The sequence below is a fragment of the Herbaspirillum sp. Her2 genome, from assembly GCF_057961375.1.
The window spans coordinates 5,407,248-5,426,598 of the sequence record NZ_CM176331.1 but is presented as its reverse complement, the minus strand read 5'-3'; the positions used below and the strand labels follow the sequence as shown (position 1 = coordinate 5,426,598).

Below are 19,351 nucleotides of genomic sequence, written 5' to 3'. Positions count from 1 at the left end.
GGCCACACAGATGAATCTGCCTTTTCCCGATTCACTTTCCAGCGTCATCAACCAACTCTTCGGCCCTGGCCTGTCGCAGCACGCGCGCCTGATCACGCTGGCCAGCGCCCAGGAAGCTGGATTGCCCGAATCCCTGGTCGTGGAGCGCTTCCACGGCCAGGAGAGCGTCAATGACAACTTCCAGTTCGACATCGATGCCCTTTCGGTTTCCACCGATCTCGATCTCAAGCAGTTCATCGGTACTGAACTGACCCTGCGTCTGCTTCAGGCCGACGGCAGCCGGCGCGCCTGGCACGGCTACTGCACCCAGGCTTCGTGGCTGGGTGCCGATGGCGGACTGGCGCGCTACAGGCTTAGGCTGGAATCCTTCCTCGCCTTCCTCGACCGCCGCCGCGACAGCTTCCTGTTTCAGGATATGAGCGTCACCGACATCGCCAGCGCCGTCCTGAAGGAATACCCGCAAGCCAATTTCGCTTTGGATGTCACCCAGACGCTCATCAAGCGCGACATCTGCACGCAATACCGCGAGAGTGATTTCGCCTTCCTGCGCCGCATCCTGGCCAGCGAGGGCCTGAACTTCCGCTTCGAGCATCAGCAGGAGGGTGAGCAAGGCCAGGCCTCCGGCCAGCAACAGGCGCGACACAAGCTGGTCATCTTCGACCGCGAGGCCAAGGCACCTGATCTGCCCGGCGGCGATACGCGCGTCCGCTTTCACCGTATCGCCGCCACCGAGGCCAGCGATGCCATCACCGACTTCAGCGCCATGCGCAGCGTGCGTTCCAACGCCGTGGCGCTGGCCAGTTGGCATCCCGAGAAGATTTCTTCACCTTCGGCTGAAGAGAGCTCCAGCCTGGATGCCGGCGAAGTCCCTGCCCTGCCGGTCTACGACGGCACAGGCCAGCAGGACTTTGCAGACCAGCAGGCGGCCGCGGCCCATGCGCAGTTGATGCTGCAGGCTTTGGAAATGCAGAACAAGCGTTTTGAAGGCGCGGGGGCGGCACGCCAGCTCAGTGCCGGTGCGCAGTTCACGCTGAGCCAGCATGAGCGCTATCCCGAAGGCGAGAACCGCTTCAAGCTGCTCTCGGTGCGCCACAGCGCCCGCAACAATTTCGACAGCAACATCACACAGATCCTCGAACAGCTCATCCCTGCTTCGCTGACAAATCTGTTCGGCAAGACGCCCTCCTCGGGCGGCCTATCCGATGACGACCTGAAGGCAGGGACCTACCGCAACAGCTTCGTGGCCGTGCGTGAGGTAGTCCCCATCGTTCCTGCTGCAATCACGGAGCGCCTCAAGCCAACGGCGCGTGGCACTCAGACTGCGCTGGTGACCGGCCTGCCGGATGCGGCCGTTACCACCGACCGCAATCACCGCGTCAGGGTCCAGTTCCACTGGCAGCGCGGGAAGTCGCCCAATCCGGGCGGCTTGCGCGAGACCGGCAATCTCGATGACAAGGACGGCAATGCTCCCGGCAACGACGCCTCCGGCACCTGGGTGCGCGTGGCAGAAGCGCAGTCCGGCCCCAACTGGGGCAGCCAGTTCACGCCGCGCATCGGCAGCGAAGTGCTGATCGATTTCATCGAGGGTGACATTGATCGTCCCGTCGTGGTCGCACAACTTTACAACGGCAATGATGTGCCGCCCTTCCCGGCAGGAGCCGAGTCTGACGCCAACCATGCCGGCACGATTTCAGGCTGGCACAGCACGGCGCATGATGGCAGCGGTTTCAATCAATGGGTGGTGGACGACACGCAGTCGCAATTGCGCATGCGCCTGGCCTCGAGCCAGGGCAAATCCCAGCTCAATCTCGGCCATCTGATCGATCAGGCAGATACCGGAGCCCAGCGTGGAAACTATCGCGGCCAGGGCTTTGAACTGCGCACGGACGCTTGGGGCGTAGTGCGCGGTGCGGAGGGCTTGCTGATTTCCTCGACGGCGCGTCCGGTTGCGGGTGCCAGCGTCACCAGCACGCAGATGGATGCCCACGAAGCTGTGGCGCAATTGAAGGGTGCGCAGCAACTTGCGCAGACCATGGGCGACGCCGCCACACAGCAGCAGGCGCTGCACAGTGCGGACGCCTACCAGGCCAAGACTGATTTCATCTCCGTCATCGACCCGCAGGATAAGGGCAAGCATCCGGCCAGCGTCAATGGTCAGGACGCATTCAAGAGCCAGGCGGGCTCCCGTGAAAGCGACAGCTCGCAACCGGTCGAAAAGTTCAGCAAGGCCGCTGTACTGATGGAGTCACCAAGCAACGTCAACTGGGCCAGTGCGGCTTCCACCGTGCTCTACGCTGGCGAAAACCTTCACTGGACCACACAGGGGGATACCCACTGGACTGCCGCCGATACCGCCAGCCTCGCGGCCGGCAAGGCGGCGACGCTCTTTGCGCACGACGGCGGCATTCAGGCCTTCGCCGGCAATGGCCCGGTTTCCTTGCAGGCGCATACCGATGCGCTGGAGATCCTGGCTGACAAGGATGTGAGCGTCATCAGCGTCAATGAAGGCATTGAGATCAAGGCGCGCCAGAAGATCGTGCTGCAGGCGGGGCAGGCTTCGGTGACGCTGGAGGGTGGCAATATCACGTTTGCCTGTCCGGGGACGTTTTCGGTGAAGGGGGCAACGCATGCGTTTCCGGGTGGGGCGAGTGCAGGGGTTATGCTTCCCCCCCTACCCGACGGAACGTCCGCCGAAAACAATTGGATTGGATTGCATTACATGGAGCCTGAAACCGGCTCGGGCATCGCTGGAGCGGACTATGAAATCCACTTCAAAGACGGTACCAAGCTCACTGGCACATTGGACGATCAGGGAAAGGCGTTGCATGAAAATATCGAGCGCAAACAAGTGACGAAGGTTGTCTACCAGCCTCGCAAACCAGAAAGCGACAAGCCTGCCGCTCCGTTGGAAGACTTCAGCAACGGCTGAGTGGCTTATCCCTGCTCCATTTCTCCGACTGCGCTCGACTGAAGACTTGGTCTTGAGCTGCAAGCCCCTGTCGAATGCAACGATGAACTGCATAAAGCTCCAAGGAATCAATATGAAGGAAACCGCATGGCTGATGTGAATTCGACCCAGCTGCGCGATGCACTGGCGTGGGTCACCAACGATCAGAAAAAGGCCGAGGAACCCAGCACCAATCCTTTCGTCTGGTTCTGGGAAGCCATGCAAGGGGACTTCAATGAAGATCGCTCCACTGGCCAGTTGATGACTGATGCCGCCATCTCGATGATTCCCCTGGTCGACCAGGTGTGCGATGTCCGCGACCTGATCGCGAACTGCAACAAGCTTCGCAAAGACACCTCGGACACCTGGGCCTGGGTCGCCCTGGCACTGACATTGATCGGGCTGTTCCCGACATTGGGTTCGCTGGTCAAAGGCGTACTGAAGATCTTTTTCCACTTCATCCGGCGCATGGGTGGCGACGCCACCATCAAGGCGATTGATGCGGCGATGACGATGGTCGTCGGATTTCTGCGCAGGCGTGATGTGCAGAAGTATCTGCGCCAGCTCAAAGTCGACGAAGTCTTCAAATGGTTGGCAACTGAAATCAAGGTTGTTCGTGGCAAGGTCAATGTCAGCTCGCTGCTGAGAGCCTTTGACCGTGGCATCGGCGCGCTGGAACAGTTGGCAGCCAAGGTCGCCTGGGCACCCACTATAGGTGCCAAAGCAAAACATTATCTTGAACAAGTGCACCATATCCGCCAACTGGCGGACAAGCATCTCGGAGAAGCACTGCGCCCGGTCCAAAATGCCCTGGATAGCATCATCATGCGGCTGGAACGAGAGTCGTTGGAGCGGCAGCGCGGAATCATCAACCTTAATAACATTCACTATCGCGGCGCGCTTCCGGAGGCGGAGGCGGTCAAGCTGATGCGGGAGACTGAGCCTCCGCCTTCGTGGCTCAGCAAGGGGGAAGATCCAGAATATCCGGGACTTCTTTCCTCGAAGATGCAGTCAGATGTTGATAAAGAAGTTAAGAAAGGATGGCCCCCGCTATCTCCACGCAGTATTGAATCCTTTAACACCTTGATAGCAGATGAAATAAAAGGACCTGCTCGGCTCTACAGAATCCTCTCTCCAAACAGCCGAGCCATGAGTGATTGCTGGGTCACCGAAGATGTTTTCAAACAATTACAGGCAGCAACCGACCCACGTGCGGCATGGCGCAAACATTTGGCGGTATGGCCGGACTGGAACGTGAATGGTCAGTTTGTGATCTACGACATCAAACCGGGTGAAAGCCTGAAAGCTTGGCGAGGGAAAGCATCTACGCAATTCAAGGAAAACCTTGCAGATCGACATCTTGAGGGCGGTTGGGAGCAAATCGTCTTTAACGTGCCTCGTAGTGATGTTCGCAACGATACGATGCTTTACTACCCTCTCCATGGCGAAAATTCCCAAAAAATGCAAAGTGCTCTGAACACAGCAGAATATGGCAAGCTGGATGCTACACAAAGAGAAAACTACGTCGGCCTGCGAGAATCAATCAATCATCCCAACATCAGCGGCCCCTTTGATACCGGCTGGGGCTACTTGGATTTTGGAGGCGCAGGATTGGGAGAGAAAATCGGACTACCAAGCCTTCCGGGTCAAACCACAAAACTGAATCACTAAAAAATGTCTGACATTCCATTACAACTTAATTTGACGCAAAAGAAACATGTCTCTTTGCTGTATCACTTTGCTTCATTGCCTTACCTAAAAGGATTGCAGAATCGCCTTCGATCGCTAATGCAATTCGTCGACCCTACCTTGGACAAAGCGAAGTTTCAAGGCCGCGACCCACTTCTGACCAACAGCCGATGGGGCACACGTGATACCTCCGAGAACTGGGCCAACAATGGCTGGCCATTTCTTGCTGACTTCGAACTATCTGTCTCCAAGCAGATCGCACAGCGCGCATTCGAAGTCTATTCGTTTACCGATGCGTACAATTGTGGGCGCGGTTTGTCCGAGTACTCCCTGAACTGGATGACACCTCAAGAGGAAGATGAATTTCAGGCTCGTTTCGATGAACTGTACCTCTACGCGCAGAATATCGACAGAACATTAAAGAAGTTTAACGTCGCTGGAGGATGGGACGATTTTGATTTGACTATGTGTCTGAAGGAACATCCCCAAGCACTTGGAGAAGCGACGGCATTGCGTCTTCGAAGCGACATCACTGCCCACAGCGGAACAACGCCGCCGCGTACCGGCGTATATTTGCCGCTCGATGATCCGAATGGAACTCCTCAATTTTGCTGGACAGGAGAGCCTTCAGGAAAACTCAAGCAATGCAGCACATTTAACGACCTTGGACTTGCAGCGCTAGCAAATGTGGGACGTCAAGCTCTTTGGCTTAACGATTACAGCATGTATCAGTTTGTGCAAAGTCACCGTCAAGACCCTCGCTTGATCGCAGATTCATTCTTCAACGACGCCGTCAGTGATCCCGAGCGCTCTGCTAGTTTAGTAGCTCGACACTCGTTCACGTCGCGTCCCTGCAAGTGGATTTATGTAGAGCAACTTCACGGACAACCCGCCGACTTCTCTGAAGATCCTCCCCTTGTTCAGGCAAGAATGGCTGTTCGACTGGAAGGCGGTGCCATCTGTAGCCGTTCAGGATATTACTTCACGCCGTCGCAGATCAATTCCCGCAGGTATTTCAACAAAGGAGAAAGCATGCCTGATCTCAATAGCGAATATGGCGCGACTATCTGGCAATGGGATGCAGATCAGGGTTGAAGACAAGTTGTAACGGAAATTATCTTGACCAGGATAAAGATCGAATTCTCCGGCATATCAGCTCATCTTGCTTGCCTCAAGAACAGAAAAGTCCCGGATAAACAAAATGAGCAGATATCCCGATGAACTCAGCCTGACCCAGAAAAAACACATCTCCTTGCTTTACCATTTCGCCTCGATCGAATATCTGAAAGAGATTCAAATACGCCTGCAGGAGTTAATGCGATTCGTCGATCCGACGTTATCCAACGCCAAGCTTCAAGGCCGCGACGCACTTCTGACCGACAGCCGCTGGGGAATACGTGGCACCTCTGAGAACTGGGCCAACAATGGCTGGCCATTTCTTGCTGACTTTGAGCTCTCTGTCTCCAAGCAGATCGCACAGCGTGCATTTGAAGTCTATTCATTTACCGATGCGTACAATTGTGCGCGCGGCTTGTCCGAGTACTCGCTGAACTGGATGACACCGGAGGAGGAAGATGAATTCCAATCCCGCTTCAATGACATCTATCTCTACGCAGAAAAAATCGATCGAACATTAACAAAATTCAACGTTGCCGGAGGGTGGAACGATTTTGGCTTGACACTTTGCCTCGCCGAAAACCCGGAGGCGCTGAGAAACGCCACGGCATTAAGACTTCGCAGCGACATCGTCGCCCGTAGCGGCGCAACGCCGCCACGTACCGGCGTATATCTGCCGGTCGACGACCCTCATGGCACTCCCCAATTTTGCTGGACCGGGAATCCTTCTGGAGAACTCAAGAAGTGCACTACTTTTAATGATCTTGGACTGGACGCGCTAGCCAGTGTTGGTCGTGAGTCTCTGTGGCTGGATGATCATCGCATGAGTCGATTCGTGCAAAGTCACCTTCAAGATCCTCGCCTGATCGAAGATCCGTACTTCAAGGAAAGCGTAAGTAAATCCAAACTGGCGCCAAGTTTGGTAGCTCGACAATCTTTCACATCACGTGCCTGCGATTGGATTTATGTAGAACAACTTCACGGACAGCCTATCGATTTCTCGGAAGATGCGCCCCTTGATCAGGTAGGAACCGCAGCTCGACTGGAAAGCGGTGCGATATGTAGTCGTTCGGGATATTACTTCACCCCGTCCAAAATCCATTCCCGCAAGTATTTCAGCAAAGGAGAAAGCATGCCTGATCTCAATAGCGAATATGGCGCAACTATCTGGCAATGGGATGCAGATCAGGATTGAACGTGGAGCGAGACCAATTGTGGTCAATCAGGATGACCTGAAGAACGCCTTGGTGAGCAAGCGACAACCTGCCCATTGGGGCTATGATGAATTCGGTCAAAAGACCGATCTGGTTGGTGTTCAGGTTCTCACCAACAATTGGTACGAGTCGAAAAAGAAATGATTGGCTCCACTGGACATCTCGATCCACAAGAGATTTTTCTCTTGGAACGTTACACATCTCTTGAATACCTGGGCCAATTGCGAGACAACTGGCACGAGCTACTTGAATTTGTGGAATCACGGCTGAGTCAGTTCATGCAAACCTTGCCTCCCGATTACCGCAATCGTGCTTTACCTGAACAGCCTGATATCGTTTGGGGAGAACAGGTGCTTCCCAACTTCCGAGATACATTCGACAGCCTCTGCAGCGGTTATATCAAGTTGTCTCATGGAGACCTCGATGGACTCAACAGCGCGCATGGAGTGCGCTCTGACTTCAAGGGGCAGCTCGAATTTTCCGCCGAGTGGATGGGCGAGGAAGGCGTACGTACGTATCGGCACCTGCTGAGTCAGGCGCTCGTCCGGGCGAGCAACATCATTTCTACTCTAGGTGCATACTGGTCGGCCGGAACCTTGTCACCCGGCTATACGCCGGAGGATCGCGGGCCACTCGATGCGCCGGATACCTGGCCTGGCTACGCGCTTGATCCTTCGACCAGCGTGCGAACAGGACAGCCACCACCAAGACCAGGCATCTATGTTCCAGACCAATCCAATTCCAGTGCTCAGTTCCTGGGCCCGGATATTGATGAGGCCCCCGAATGCAGCATATTCTTGGGTATGCAATCTCTCTACATTCCTGGCACCTCGGAAAAATACGGCGAAGAAGCTCTGCATCAGACTGCTCCATGTACATGGACGCTGGTCAAGAAGGTGGCCCATCAACGGAAGATAACATCGCTAAACGCACCGCAGGATTTCCAGCGACGCGTTGCAAGCGGAGAACTGTGCCCGGAGGATGGATATTATTTCACGCCTGCCCAACTGAATTCCCGACGCAAATTCAAGCGCGGAGAGACCATGCCAAGCCTGAATTCCCAATATGGCGCCACCATCTGGCAATGGGACTCCGATCAAGAATGAAGATAGACGGAGGGCTTCAAAGCTGACATGTGCTCAACGGTATCGATATCCATTACCTGGATGTTGGGGAGAATTTCAAATGGCTGAACGCTCTGTCTGACCGCTGACGATCACGCTGAGAAATTCCCGGTGCATTCATCTTTTTACTCCCTCGAATACCAGCGGGCTCGTGTGTCCACCGCATTCAAATCCACGATAGGCAGAATGCTGATTTTCGTTATGGCGACCGCGATGCTGGGCGCCTGCGGCAATGGCAGCGGAGCCGAGCAACGCGCAATGAACGAGCTCATTCATATCCAACTCGGCCAGTCCGGCGACGATATCCTCAAGAACTATCCCGGACTGTTTTCGATGAGCGATCATCCCTCAGGCGCAAAGTTCTATGCGGCCAGATGGACAAACGACGCGCGCGGCACAGTTGAAATTGGGTCATCGGAGACACTGTTTGTCATTCACCACGCGTTGAGCGCAACAGGGAATTACACGCCTTCATTTGCCAACGAAAACATCATCGAATGGAACATCAATGCTGGCCTCGCGGAAAGCAGTCCGATCATGCACGACACTGCAAGGAAGCAATTTCAATCCATTCTTGAAAATCTGCGCAAGGCCTCCTGGCATCGTTATATCGATCCGGATGCCCCCCGCCTGTCCGGTGTAAACACGCTACGCTATGCAGAATCCACGTCCTCCATTTATGGATTGGATACGGACTACGAGCCAACCCTGGACGAATGGATGCATCTTCCCGGCCGCACGCTTTGGAAACTCTGGAGCAAGGAGGGCTACCTGACGATCGCTTTGTCCCGCGATCTTTCTCTGAACGACGTCAACCAGCCGGGGGCCTACTTCATTGAATTCAACCTCCGGAGTGAAAAAGAGCAATTCCGCCAACTGGTGGGCCCTGACAAGCGGGCGGTTTGGCAGCAAGCATTACCCGCTGAAATGAAGCTGCTGAAAGAAGAGCGCCAGCAGGCCGAAAGTACTTTGCGCAAACAGGGAGTCAATATTGACGAAGCCTATCGGGATCCACCGGGCTTCTGATGATTGCCCCCCACCCAAAGTGTGATGAGGACTCTCTTATCCAAGTCCGGCAAGATCAAATAGACAATGAGATCGCACTGCAGCTTCACTTTATATTTGCTTTTGCTAGGAGCCTTGGGTATGCATGGGAAGCATGCGCTTGCCGAATCCGCCGTAACGGGCGAGGCCATTCATCTCAACATTCACGAATCGGCGACATCGCTCAAAGAAGCGTATCCCAGCCGTTTCAAGGCAAGCCAACACCCGGGCGACCTCCAATTCTTCACTGCTGAGTGGCAGGCCAGCAAGCCAGGCAAGGTCATCTTCGACCATGGTCCGCAATCGTTTTCGATACCGTCCGTGCTCAGCGTCACGGGAACCGCTTCCGCCAGGTTTGCGGCAGAGCATATTTCGCAGTGGTCCGTGAATGGTGGGGTCAGCGATGCAGAAACGATTTCCCATGACGACGCGCGCAAACAATTTACCGCATTGCTGCATGCACTAAGCGCAGCAGGTTGGTCGAAGGTGATCCCGATCAGCCGCCCGCGACTCCAAGGTGAACAAGCGCTGGCCTACGCACTGAAGAACCCCGGCTATCCGCTCGACCCTTCGCATGACCTGTCGCTGGCGCAATGGATGGGGCTGGCTGACGGCACTCCCTGGCTCTTTTACGCCGATCACGTGTTCCTCGAAATCAAACTGTACCGGGATCCCAACCGGCTCGATCCGGACAAGAGGGGAGCCTACTTCGTCACCTATTCATTGACGGCGCAGGACGCCTATCTGCGCGGCTATGTCGATGATGAAAAACTCGACAACTGGAAAATGGAATTCAGGAAGGAACTGCCTGCCTTGAAGCAGGCGCGGGAAAAGAAGGAGGCGCAACTGAAGAATGACAACGTCACCATCGATCAGGCTTATCAGGATCCGGCGGTCTTCCAATAACGCCCCGTACGCACCGCTGGCATAGTGATCTTGAACTGGATATATCCCAATTCCTCAGGGCCCAATAAGTCCGATCGCTTTGCTCGACCAGACGTACTGCCCACCCTCACCAAGAGTTGAGATAAGGCGAAAACTCAGTGACCAGCCTTCGTTTCGACAACAACCAGTTTCGCTGCGCAGTAAAAAACGGCCTGATCACCCACGCGACCAAGCCGTCATCATCAGCCCACAGACAACAGCATCAAGCCGCTGACGCAGAATCCGCCTGCGCAAACAGGGCACGCGCCTTATGCAGCTTGCGATAGCTATCCAGCAAGCGCTGATGGCGATCCAGCCCTTCGAGCTTCATGCTGGTCGGCGTCAAGCCAAAGAAGCGGACGCTGCCGTTCACCGATCCGATGGCCGCATCCATGCGCGCGTCGCCGAACATGCGGCGGAAGTTGGTCTCATAGTCGAATAGCTCAAGCTCATCATCCAGCTCCACTTCCAGCACGACATTCAACGCCTGGTAGAACAGGCCACGTTCCACCGAGTTGTCGTTGTATTGCAGGAAGGCACCGACCAGGTCATGCGCTTCTTCAAACTGCTGCAGGGCCAGATTGATCAGCAGCTTCAGTTCAAGGACGGTCAGTTGGCCCCACTCGGTGTTCTCATCGAAGTCAATTCCGATCAGGGTGGCGATGTCCGAGTAATCATCCAGCTCGTTGTTTTCCAGACGATCGAGCAAGGCAGCCAGGGCCTTGTCATCCAGACGATGCAGGTTCAGGACATCCTCGCGGAACAGCAGCGCCTTGTTGGTGTTGTCCCAGATCAGATCCTCGACCGGATACACCTCGGAATAGCCTGGCACCAGGATGCGGCAAGCGGTCGCCCCCAGTTGGTCGTAGACAGCGACATAGGCCTCCTTGCCCATCTCCTCCAGAATGCCGAACAGCGTAGCGGCCTCCTCGGCGTTGGAATCTTCGCCCTGGCTGGAAAAATCCCATTCCACGAATGCGTAATCCGCCCTGGCACTGAAGAAGCGCCAGGACACGATGCCGGACGAATCGATGAAGTGCTCCACGAAGTTGTTGGGTTCCGTGACGGCATTGCTCTCGAAGGTCGGCTGCGGCAGATCGTTGAGCCCTTCGAAGCTGCGTCCCTGCAGCAGTTCCGTCAGGCTGCGCTCCAGCGCTACCTCAAAGCTCGGGTGTGCGCCGAAGGAAGCAAACACGCCGCCTGTGCGCGGGTTCATCAAGGTCACGCACATCACCGGATAGACGCCACCTAGCGAGGCATCCTTGACCAGTACCGGGAAACCCTGTTCTTCCAGTCCCTTGATACCGGCCACGATACCGGGATACTTTGCCAGGACCTCCTGGGGAACATCGGGCAGGCAAAGCTCGCCTTCCAGGATTTCACGCTTGACCGCGCGCTCGAAAATCTCCGACAGACACTGCACCTGCGCTTCAGGCAAGGTATTGCCGGCACTCATGCCATTGCTGACGAAGAGATTCTCGACCAGGTTGGAGGGGAAATACACCACCTCGCCATCGGACTGGCGCACGTAAGGCAGCGAGCAGATACCGCGCTTTGCGTTGCCGGAATTGGTATCGACCAGATGCGAGGCACGCAGCTCGCCATCGGGGTTGTAGATCTCCAGGCAATACGTGTCCAGGATCTCCTTGGGCAATTTGTCCCCGCGGCCGGGCTTGAACCAGCGCTCGTTGGGGTAATGCACGAACTCGGCATTGGCGATCTCCTCGCCCCAGTAGGAACCCGCATAGAAGTGGTTGTTGCTGATGCGCTCGATGTACTCGCCCAGCGCCGAAGCCAGCGCACTTTCCTTGGTCGCGCCCTTGCCGTTGGTAAAGCACATCGGCGAGTGCGCGTCGCGAATGTGCAGCGACCACACATTGGGAATGATGTTGCGCCACGAAGCAATCTCGATCTTGATGCCCAGGTCAGCCAGCAGGCCGGACATGTTGGCGATGGTCTGCTCCAGCGGCAGGTCCTTGCCCAGGATGTGCGTGCTCGAGCCAGCCTCGGGCTTGAGCGTCAGCAGGGACTGCGCGTCGGCGTCCAGGCTCTCCACTTCCTCGATGATGAATTCCGGTCCCTGCTGCACCACCTTCTTGACGGTACAGCGCTCGATGGAACGCAGGATGCCGCGGCGGTCCGCTTCCTCGATGTCGGGTGGCAGTTCGACCTGGATCTTGAAAGTTTGCTGGTAGCGGTTTTCGGGGTCGACGATGTTGTTCTGCGACAGCCGGATATTCTCTGTGGAGATGTTGCGCGTATTGCAGTACAGCTTCACGAAATACGCTGCGCACAGGGCCGATGACGCCAGGAAGTAATCAAAGGGACCCGGCGCCGAACCGTCTCCCTTGTAGCGGATGGGCTGGTCGGCGATGACGGTAAAGTCGTCGAACTTGGCTTCAAGACGCAGCTTGTCGAGGAAGTTGACTTTGATTTCCATGGCGAGATTCCGAGAATGAACCGAAGAGATGGCGGTAAGGCATGCGAGCGACAGCGGCCCACAATTTTGTCGCGACGACGGCGACGGCCGTGGAGCGAGTCCGGCAGTCGTCGCGCAAAAGAGCTTCGATGATAGCCTAGTGCGGTTGCACCAGCGTTGCTGGCCCATGTTGAGCAAGCAGCGCGCGCTGGATCACGATGGACCTGCAAGGTTGCGGGCCAAAAGAAAACGGCTCACATTGCTGTGAGCCGCTTCGGTATTTGGTGCTGGCTGCAGGACTTGAACCCGCCACCCCCTGATTACAAGTCCGGTGCGGTTTTCAATTATATCAAACACTTAGCCCAGTTTTTGCTTCGCAATTACAAAATTCATCGCCTCGTGAGCCCTTATTGAGCCTGGGTCGTTTAAGAATTGCGAAGCGGAATCTTCGCTTTCATATGCAAGTAAGGACCAAATCAAGAGTTGGCACCTCAAGGCAACGATCTTTCGGGCTTAGCCGCCGACTTTCGTAAAGGGATCTCTGCAAAAATTTATTGACTTTTCAGGATTTTTCTGATTTCCTGAAATGGCGCTTAGTCAGAAAATTCAAGATACACAAAAAAAAATGAAGAACTCTGATGGTGCTGGCGGGAGGGCGAATATCAGGCACGTCCCTAACCCTTTTTAGTGTGAGTACATAACAGTCTCTATGATTCGCCTTGCCCGTAGAAATTTTGTCACTTTTAATCGCACGCCAAACCAGTCGAAAGTTGGCGTTGAATAACGCTTTTTTCCAAGGGCTTCAACGGCCTATCGACCACGTCGACGATGAAGAGGAGCATTTCTACTCCGCTCACTCAATTCAGAGCCACGGGGCGCTACTGTGTCTAAATGAGGAAGGTGTCTTGGTCTCGCGCAGCGCCAACGCTGAAGCGTATCTCGGAGTACTTCCGCAAATTGGGGAAATACTTACGGAGCTGCATTTAGGAGCCCCACTTTGCGCATCTATTCAGCTGGCATTGAGGGAGCGCAGCGGTTATGTAGAATCTCTCGTGGTCACACTTCCACCCGGGGTGTTCGATCTCGTTATGCACAAAGCAGACGGTCTGCTCTTCGCTGAGTTTGAACATCGTCCTGCTGAATCGATATCCCTAGAGACACTTTCATCAGCGGCGCATAATTCCTTCCAACGCCTTCAACGAAAGCAAAGCATCGACGATCTCATTACATGCGTAGTCACTGAGATGGCACTCATCACCGGTTTTGACCGGGTCGTGGCATATCGCTCCATTGATGATGGCAGTAGCGAAGTAATCGCTGAGTATCGACAAGAGGACCTCCAGCCTCTTTCAGCTACAGGCCATCCAGCGATGAATCCTTCCAGGCAAGCTCGCTACATGCAAGCAGTCAATTCGGTAAGTGTAATTGCCGACATCAATTCTCCGGCAGTTCCGCTAGAGCCCCCCCGCTATGTGACTGGCGAGATGCCATTGGATCTGAGCGTGAGCTTTCTGCGCTGCGCCTCTCCGAAAGAATTGGATTATTTGGTCAAATTGGGGGTAAATGCCTCAATGAGTTTTCCCATCGTCTGCGGTGACCACCTGTGGGGTCTCATTTCCTGCTATCACATAAAACCCCGCTTGGCTCCTCATCCTATGCGGATGTCATGTCAGTTAATCGCCCAATTTGTGAGTACCATGGTGGAACGCAATCTCAACATTGAGCGAGCACAAGCAACGGAGCGCAATATGGCGATTACAAGCCGAATCGTTGCTCATGCCATGGAGCACGAAGACATCGTATCCGCATTGGGGGCGGAAGGCGAATCTTTACTCTCCCTCGTAAATAGCTCTGGCGGTGCAATCTCACTAGACCGCAAAACGCAAACTCTAGGACAGTCACCAGCGCAAGAAGATATCAATTCTCTTATCAATTGGTTTAACGAAAAGAATCCAGGAGACATCTTCTATACCACTGATATTGCGGCCGCCGTGCCCTCGCTCAAGGAACGTTTTGAGAACGTACGCGGCATGCTAGCGGTACGTTTCTATCGCGAACGAAATGGTTTCGTCTTTTGGTTCCGGAATGCGCGGGAGATAGAACAACTTTGGAGCAATGATTCTGAAAAGATTTTTTATAAAAATCGATTGTTACCGCACTCATCACCTAAAAGCTCCTTCGCAATTCCGCAAGAGATAAAGTCGGACAAGAGTTTGCAATGGACACAGATTCAATTAGAGGCGGCACTAAATCTACGCTTGGCTTTGCAAGAGGTGGCTCTATCCAATGAAAACATGCTGAAGCGCGCGCGCGAAAATCTTCTAGCTACTCTCGGGCACGATCTCCGTGATCCGCTGCAAGCTATTATGATGGCGGCTCGTATGATGGAAGTACGTGAAGGCAGTGACGTTTCTTCCAAGCTGAGCCAGCGAATCTCCGCATCATCCAGTCGAATGCATCGGCTAATTTCACAGATTCTCGATCTAAGTCGGCTACAAAGTGGCTTGGGGTTACAGATTCATCGCGCACCGTTGGATGTACGCAGGATGACAAGCGAGATAGTTAGCGAAGCACGAGTGGCCTATCCTAACAACGAGATCATCCTCGAGGCCGAAGATTGCGGAGACGTCGAAATTGATGGCGACCGGATAAGCCAGGTGATTTCTAACCTTCTCTCCAACAGCCGTCATCATGGTGAGCCAGGTATGCCATCCACGCTGATAGCATTTCGTCGAGGACCGACGCTTGTCATATCCGTTTCCAATTATGGAGCACCAATTCCTGAAGCTCTCCAACGGGACTTATTCAAGCCCTATAAAAAAACTTCTTTAGGCAATCGTCGCAATAGCCACGGACTAGGTCTCGGGCTTTATATTGTCGGCGAGATCGTCAAGGGTCACAAAGGTCAAATCCACGTTGAATGCGAACAAAATATCGTCACTTTCATAGTTGAACTACCTGCAAAGTAACGAAAACGCCCGCATCGCGCGGGCGTTTTCACGTCAAATCCTGGGCGAGATTTGTTATTAAGAAACGCTGACATAGCCCCTGTACCACTGATTGTAAGTCCGACGCCGATTTTAATAATATCAAAGACTTAACTCCCTTTTTTGCTTCGCAACCAAGAAATTTAAGGCATCTCAATCCTTTATGGAGGCTCGGCCCGTTGAAAAGTGCGAAGCGGGATTTTCATTGGCGGATACGAATGCTTGCTACATTTGCCAACGTCCTTAATCAGCCAAAGGTTGCTGATTTTTCTGGTGGTTATAAACAGCTACATAACCAGAGTTTAGTTACATCTGGAAATGATGCCCACCCTGAGCCGCTTCAACGTATACGCCTTCTTATTCCGTTTCGCCCGCAGCCTAATACAGCAATTCTGCTAATTGCCGCAAGTCATATCTGAGGTTTTTCATCCTCTTGTAGGGAAAAATCCTAATGCGAATAAAGACGGACTAGCTTATATTTCAAGAAAACACACATTAATTCCATGGAAATTAATCACTCAAAAATGCTCGTACTTGACCTGGGGGAAGATATATGAATGCGTTCAAGAATATGAAGATCGGAACCAAGCTAGCGTTAGCGTTCGCGGCGCTATTAACACTGACAGTCCTGCTCGCGGGAATAGCTCTCAGCAGTATCAATTCGCTTACTGTTTCCATTAAGGCGGCGGATGCCGTACAGGATCAGCGATTGCTGCCACTTTACCTTGCGCGAGAAGCTCTTGATCAGACTGGCATTGCCGCTCGCAATGCTTATGTCTTCAGAAGTGACTCGGATGCGCAAAAAGAGCTGGAAATCGTTGATGAGCAAAAAAAACTCTATCTCAAAGCGCTGAAAGACATGGAACCGCACTTTGCGGGCAACAAGGGTTTTGAAAAGGTACGCGCGGGTCTATTGCAGATGGCCGATGACTTAAAGCGGCCGCGTATCTATCGTGAAGGTGGAAAGTCCGAAGAGTTTCGTGATTTTCTGGTTAACGAATGTAGTCCGCTGCGCCGCCAGATCGTCCTTGATATCAACAAGGTTATCGAAGAAGTAGACGCTGAGAATGCTAAGGCACATAAAGTCACTATCGATATGGCGTTAAAGACCTCTGTGGTGGTTGCCGTCTTGACCGCCATTGTGGCAATCATCTCGGCGCTTGTCGCATACGCGATCACGCGCGGCCTTCGGAAGCAGCTCGGTGGGGAGCCAGCCTACGCCGCAGACATTGCGCAGCAAATCGCAGCCGGCGACCTGACTTCTACGGTGGATGTGAAAGCCGGCGATACCACTAGTTTGTTGTTCGCCATCAAGAAGATGCGCGACAGCTTGGTCGGAATCGTGGGTCGGGTAAGAGAAGGAACCCATGCTATCGAACAGGCATCCATTGAGATCGCGAAAGGCAACTTGGATTTGTCCTCGCGTACAGAACAGCAAGCGGGCGCGTTGGAAGAGACAGCTTCGGCGATGGAAGAACTGATGTCCACCGTAAGGAAAAATGCTGATAATGCAAAGCAAGCAAGTGAGCTAGCAGTGTCCGCTTCGCACGTTGCCACCCAAGGGGGCGAGGTGGTTGGCAAGGTGGTTAGCACAATGGAGGGTATTAATTCTTCCTCGCGAAAAATCGTCGACATCATCAGCGTTATTGACGGGATTGCGTTTCAAACAAATATTCTTGCACTGAATGCCGCCGTTGAGGCTGCGAGAGCTGGGGAGCAGGGACGAGGCTTTGCTGTCGTTGCGTCGGAGGTCCGCAGCCTGGCACAACGGAGCGCTACAGCAGCAAAAGAAATTACCGAGCTGATCAACGATTCGGTAGAACAGATTGGCCGCGGAAGCAGCTTGGTCGAGCAAGCTGGTATGACTATGGAAAATGTCGTCACAAGTGTTAATCGGGTGACCGATGTGGTGGCTGATATCTCTCATGCGAGTCAGGAGCAAAGCCACGGGATTACCCAAGTGAATCTCGCAATCACGCACATGGATGACACCACTCAGCAGAATTCTGCGCTGGTCGAAGAGGCTGCTGCCGCTGCCAATTCGATGATGGAGCAGGCGAGTGAATTGGCCGGTTTGGTATCCACTTTCAAGCTTGATAGTGCGCAGAGGCCCGCCGCACCTTTCAATATTGAGCGAGAGAACAGCCAAATTCTAGTGACCTGACCCTGGGCTGAATAGGTTATCTCATAGAAAACCGCCCGCTTCATGCGGGTGGTTTTGTTATAGCGGCAGCGTATTCAATGAGGGAAATGGTATCCAGCATCTACAAAATACTCAAAAAACACATGAAATATGCAAAAAATATTAAATATTATATTGATCTATATGTTCTAGCCTATTATTAAGGCGACTAATACACATCAACTAACAGACCTTATTCTTAGAAGTGTGACTGTGTTATCAACGATTGCGTTGGCAATGATTGGCGGCTCTTGGAAAAGCAAGCACATACAAACAATTTGAGGTGCAGATGCCCCATCCGATCCAAGTCGCTAAAAGCATACTGAAAATTGTGGGGTATGTTTATTGCTGCTATTTCACGATTTGTGGATCGGCATTTGCGGTATGGCTCTTTTTTTACTTGCGCAAGAAGAACTCATATTTAACAAGCGATACGTTCGCGCAACAACACGACTCCCACGCCCTGCGAAGAAATTCTACTGATTCCCTTGAAAATTTAGATATATAGTTTTTGCTAGCAATCAAGGCGTGCCTTGAAGCCAACCGTATCGATCAGCTCAGCAGGCTTTGCATTTGTGGAGAAAATCATGCTACTAGATTGGTCACGACTAAAAGAATTCTTTACTTGCGGGATGATTCTAATGAGTAAGAGGTTTTGGCTTTTCCTTATTGCTGGAGTTATGTATTTGGGAATGGTTCTTAACCTTCTATCAAGCCTAATCGTTTATGAGCCAGACGGAGCGATTAGACTAAAAACGCTACCTCCTGAAAATCAAAGCATCCCTTGCAGCCGAGATCGTTGACGGAAATATGTTTATTCCCTTTCGATTTGATCCTCTCAATTTGCCTCAATTTTGCGACAAACTGCGTCAGATTTTCTGGTCGTCGAACGGAGGCCCAGCCCAGGCTGGTTGGGCTACGGCGCCAGCTAAAAATTTGAGTCAAAATCGACCTATGTAGCGGGCAGGCGCGGGGTGGGGGCAACCGCGCGCGCAAGGGTGGGAAAGTGATTTTCACTGTGTTTAATCACAGTGCTTCGCAACTCGTCGCTCCCATTGTTAATATGTCACGTCAGGAAGCGGCATCCGGCCTTGCGTCGACTATTCAGTTTGACCTGACCTGAAAAAATGGCCGCATCATCGATGCGGCCCAAGCACAGCTACTTACCGGAAGTGTTCCAGTGCCGCACGTGACGGTCACTGCATAGAGAATTTGCGTATTCCGATCAGGCTAATCAGTCAGGAATCACCGCCGTGGCATCTACCTCGACCAGGTATTCCGGACGGGCGAAGGCGGTCACCACGATCCCGGTCGAGACCGGATAGACGCCCTTGAGCCACTTGCCCACCACGGTATAGACATCCTCGCGGAAGCGCGGGTCGGAGATGTAGATGGTCAGCTTGCAGAGATGGTCTAGCTGGCTGCCGGCCTCCTTGAGCAGCATGTCGATGTTCTTCATGGCCTGTTCGGTCTGCCCCTTGACGTCGCCGATGCAGACGCTCTCGGAGGTATCGAGGTCCTGGCCGATCTGTCCGCGCAGGAAGACCATGGTGCCGCGCGCCACCACGGCCTGGCAAAGGTCGTTGTCCAGCTTTTGTTCGGGATAGGTTTCGCGGGTGTTGAACTTGCGGATGCGAGTATGGGGCATGTCGGTTCCGAAAATGGATGGTTGAAATACAGCCTGGGGGGCAGAGGGACGGACCGG

Annotated in this window: 12 protein-coding genes; 10 read left to right on the top strand and 2 right to left on the bottom strand. The window is 53.6% G+C overall.

Annotated elements, in window-relative coordinates:
• The first annotated feature begins 10 nt into the window (after positions 1-10).
• From ACWHXP_RS24675 to ACWHXP_RS24645, 7 genes are all read left to right on the top strand, one after another.
• Positions 11-2,929: a type VI secretion system Vgr family protein gene (locus tag ACWHXP_RS24675; protein ID WP_489634820.1), complete on the top strand. Its 2,919-nt coding sequence runs from the start codon at positions 11-13 to the stop codon at positions 2,927-2,929.
• A gap of 126 nt (positions 2,930-3,055) precedes the next feature.
• Positions 3,056-4,618 (top strand): hypothetical protein, encoded by a 1,563-nt coding sequence (locus ACWHXP_RS24670; protein ID WP_489623853.1) that lies wholly within the window; start codon positions 3,056-3,058, stop codon positions 4,616-4,618.
• A gap of 3 nt (positions 4,619-4,621) precedes the next feature.
• The gene (locus ACWHXP_RS24665; RefSeq protein ID WP_489623854.1) at positions 4,622-5,731 is read left to right on the top strand and encodes a hypothetical protein; all 1,110 of its coding nucleotides are present in this window, start codon (positions 4,622-4,624) and stop codon (positions 5,729-5,731) included.
• 106 nt (positions 5,732-5,837) lie between these two features.
• Positions 5,838-6,947 (top strand): hypothetical protein, encoded by a 1,110-nt coding sequence (locus tag ACWHXP_RS24660; RefSeq protein WP_489634821.1) that lies wholly within the window; start codon positions 5,838-5,840, stop codon positions 6,945-6,947.
• Between the two features lie 159 nt (positions 6,948-7,106).
• Entirely contained in the window at positions 7,107-8,072 is a 966-nt protein-coding gene (locus tag ACWHXP_RS24655; protein WP_489623856.1) for a hypothetical protein, read from the top strand.
• Positions 8,073-8,276: 204 nt separating this feature from the next.
• Positions 8,277-9,116 (top strand): hypothetical protein, encoded by an 840-nt coding sequence (locus ACWHXP_RS24650; RefSeq protein WP_489623857.1) that lies wholly within the window; start codon positions 8,277-8,279, stop codon positions 9,114-9,116.
• 120 nt (positions 9,117-9,236) lie between these two features.
• Entirely contained in the window at positions 9,237-10,040 is an 804-nt protein-coding gene (locus ACWHXP_RS24645; RefSeq protein ID WP_489634822.1) for a hypothetical protein, read from the top strand.
• Positions 10,041-10,281: 241 nt separating this feature from the next.
• On the opposite strand, the gene ACWHXP_RS24640 is transcribed toward ACWHXP_RS24645, so the two are convergent.
• Positions 10,282-12,498: an OsmC domain/YcaO domain-containing protein gene (locus ACWHXP_RS24640; RefSeq protein WP_489634823.1), complete on the bottom strand. Its 2,217-nt coding sequence runs from the start codon at positions 12,496-12,498 to the stop codon at positions 10,282-10,284.
• Positions 12,499-13,196: 698 nt separating this feature from the next.
• Here ACWHXP_RS24640 and ACWHXP_RS24635 point away from each other — a divergent pair.
• From ACWHXP_RS24635 to ACWHXP_RS24625, 3 genes are all read left to right on the top strand, one after another.
• The gene (locus tag ACWHXP_RS24635; RefSeq protein ID WP_489634824.1) at positions 13,197-15,446 is read left to right on the top strand and encodes an ATP-binding protein; all 2,250 of its coding nucleotides are present in this window, start codon (positions 13,197-13,199) and stop codon (positions 15,444-15,446) included.
• A 236-nt stretch (positions 15,447-15,682) separates the two neighbouring features.
• Entirely contained in the window at positions 15,683-15,883 is a 201-nt protein-coding gene (locus ACWHXP_RS24630; protein WP_489634825.1) for a hypothetical protein, read from the top strand.
• A 134-nt stretch (positions 15,884-16,017) separates the two neighbouring features.
• Entirely contained in the window at positions 16,018-17,628 is a 1,611-nt protein-coding gene (locus ACWHXP_RS24625) for a methyl-accepting chemotaxis protein (protein WP_489634826.1), read from the top strand.
• A 1,252-nt stretch (positions 17,629-18,880) separates the two neighbouring features.
• Here the strand turns inward: ACWHXP_RS24625 and ACWHXP_RS24620 are convergent.
• A complete protein-coding gene (locus tag ACWHXP_RS24620) occupies positions 18,881-19,294 on the bottom strand; it encodes a RidA family protein (protein WP_489634827.1) in 414 nt (137 codons plus the stop codon).
• Positions 19,295-19,351: the final 57 nt, after the last annotated feature.

What these genes read in the sequence shown, in the direction of transcription:
- ACWHXP_RS24660 (WP_489634821.1), top strand. Translation starts at nt 5,838, where the DNA reads ATGAGCAGATATCCCGATGAACTCAGCCTGACCCAGAAAAAACACATC.
- ACWHXP_RS24665 (WP_489623854.1), top strand. Translation starts at nt 4,622, where the DNA reads ATGTCTGACATTCCATTACAACTTAATTTGACGCAAAAGAAACATGTC.
- ACWHXP_RS24675 (WP_489634820.1), top strand. Translation starts at nt 11, where the DNA reads ATGAATCTGCCTTTTCCCGATTCACTTTCCAGCGTCATCAACCAACTC.
- ACWHXP_RS24655 (WP_489623856.1), top strand. Translation starts at nt 7,107, where the DNA reads ATGATTGGCTCCACTGGACATCTCGATCCACAAGAGATTTTTCTCTTG.
- ACWHXP_RS24630 (WP_489634825.1), top strand. Translation starts at nt 15,683, where the DNA reads ATGCTTGCTACATTTGCCAACGTCCTTAATCAGCCAAAGGTTGCTGAT.
- ACWHXP_RS24620 (WP_489634827.1), bottom strand. Translation starts at nt 19,294, where the DNA reads ATGCCCCATACTCGCATCCGCAAGTTCAACACCCGCGAAACCTATCCC.
- ACWHXP_RS24670 (WP_489623853.1), top strand. Translation starts at nt 3,056, where the DNA reads ATGGCTGATGTGAATTCGACCCAGCTGCGCGATGCACTGGCGTGGGTC.
- ACWHXP_RS24640 (WP_489634823.1), bottom strand. Translation starts at nt 12,498, where the DNA reads ATGGAAATCAAAGTCAACTTCCTCGACAAGCTGCGTCTTGAAGCCAAG.
- ACWHXP_RS24650 (WP_489623857.1), top strand. Translation starts at nt 8,277, where the DNA reads ATGCTGATTTTCGTTATGGCGACCGCGATGCTGGGCGCCTGCGGCAAT.
- ACWHXP_RS24645 (WP_489634822.1), top strand. Translation starts at nt 9,237, where the DNA reads ATGCATGGGAAGCATGCGCTTGCCGAATCCGCCGTAACGGGCGAGGCC.
- ACWHXP_RS24625 (WP_489634826.1), top strand. Translation starts at nt 16,018, where the DNA reads ATGAATGCGTTCAAGAATATGAAGATCGGAACCAAGCTAGCGTTAGCG.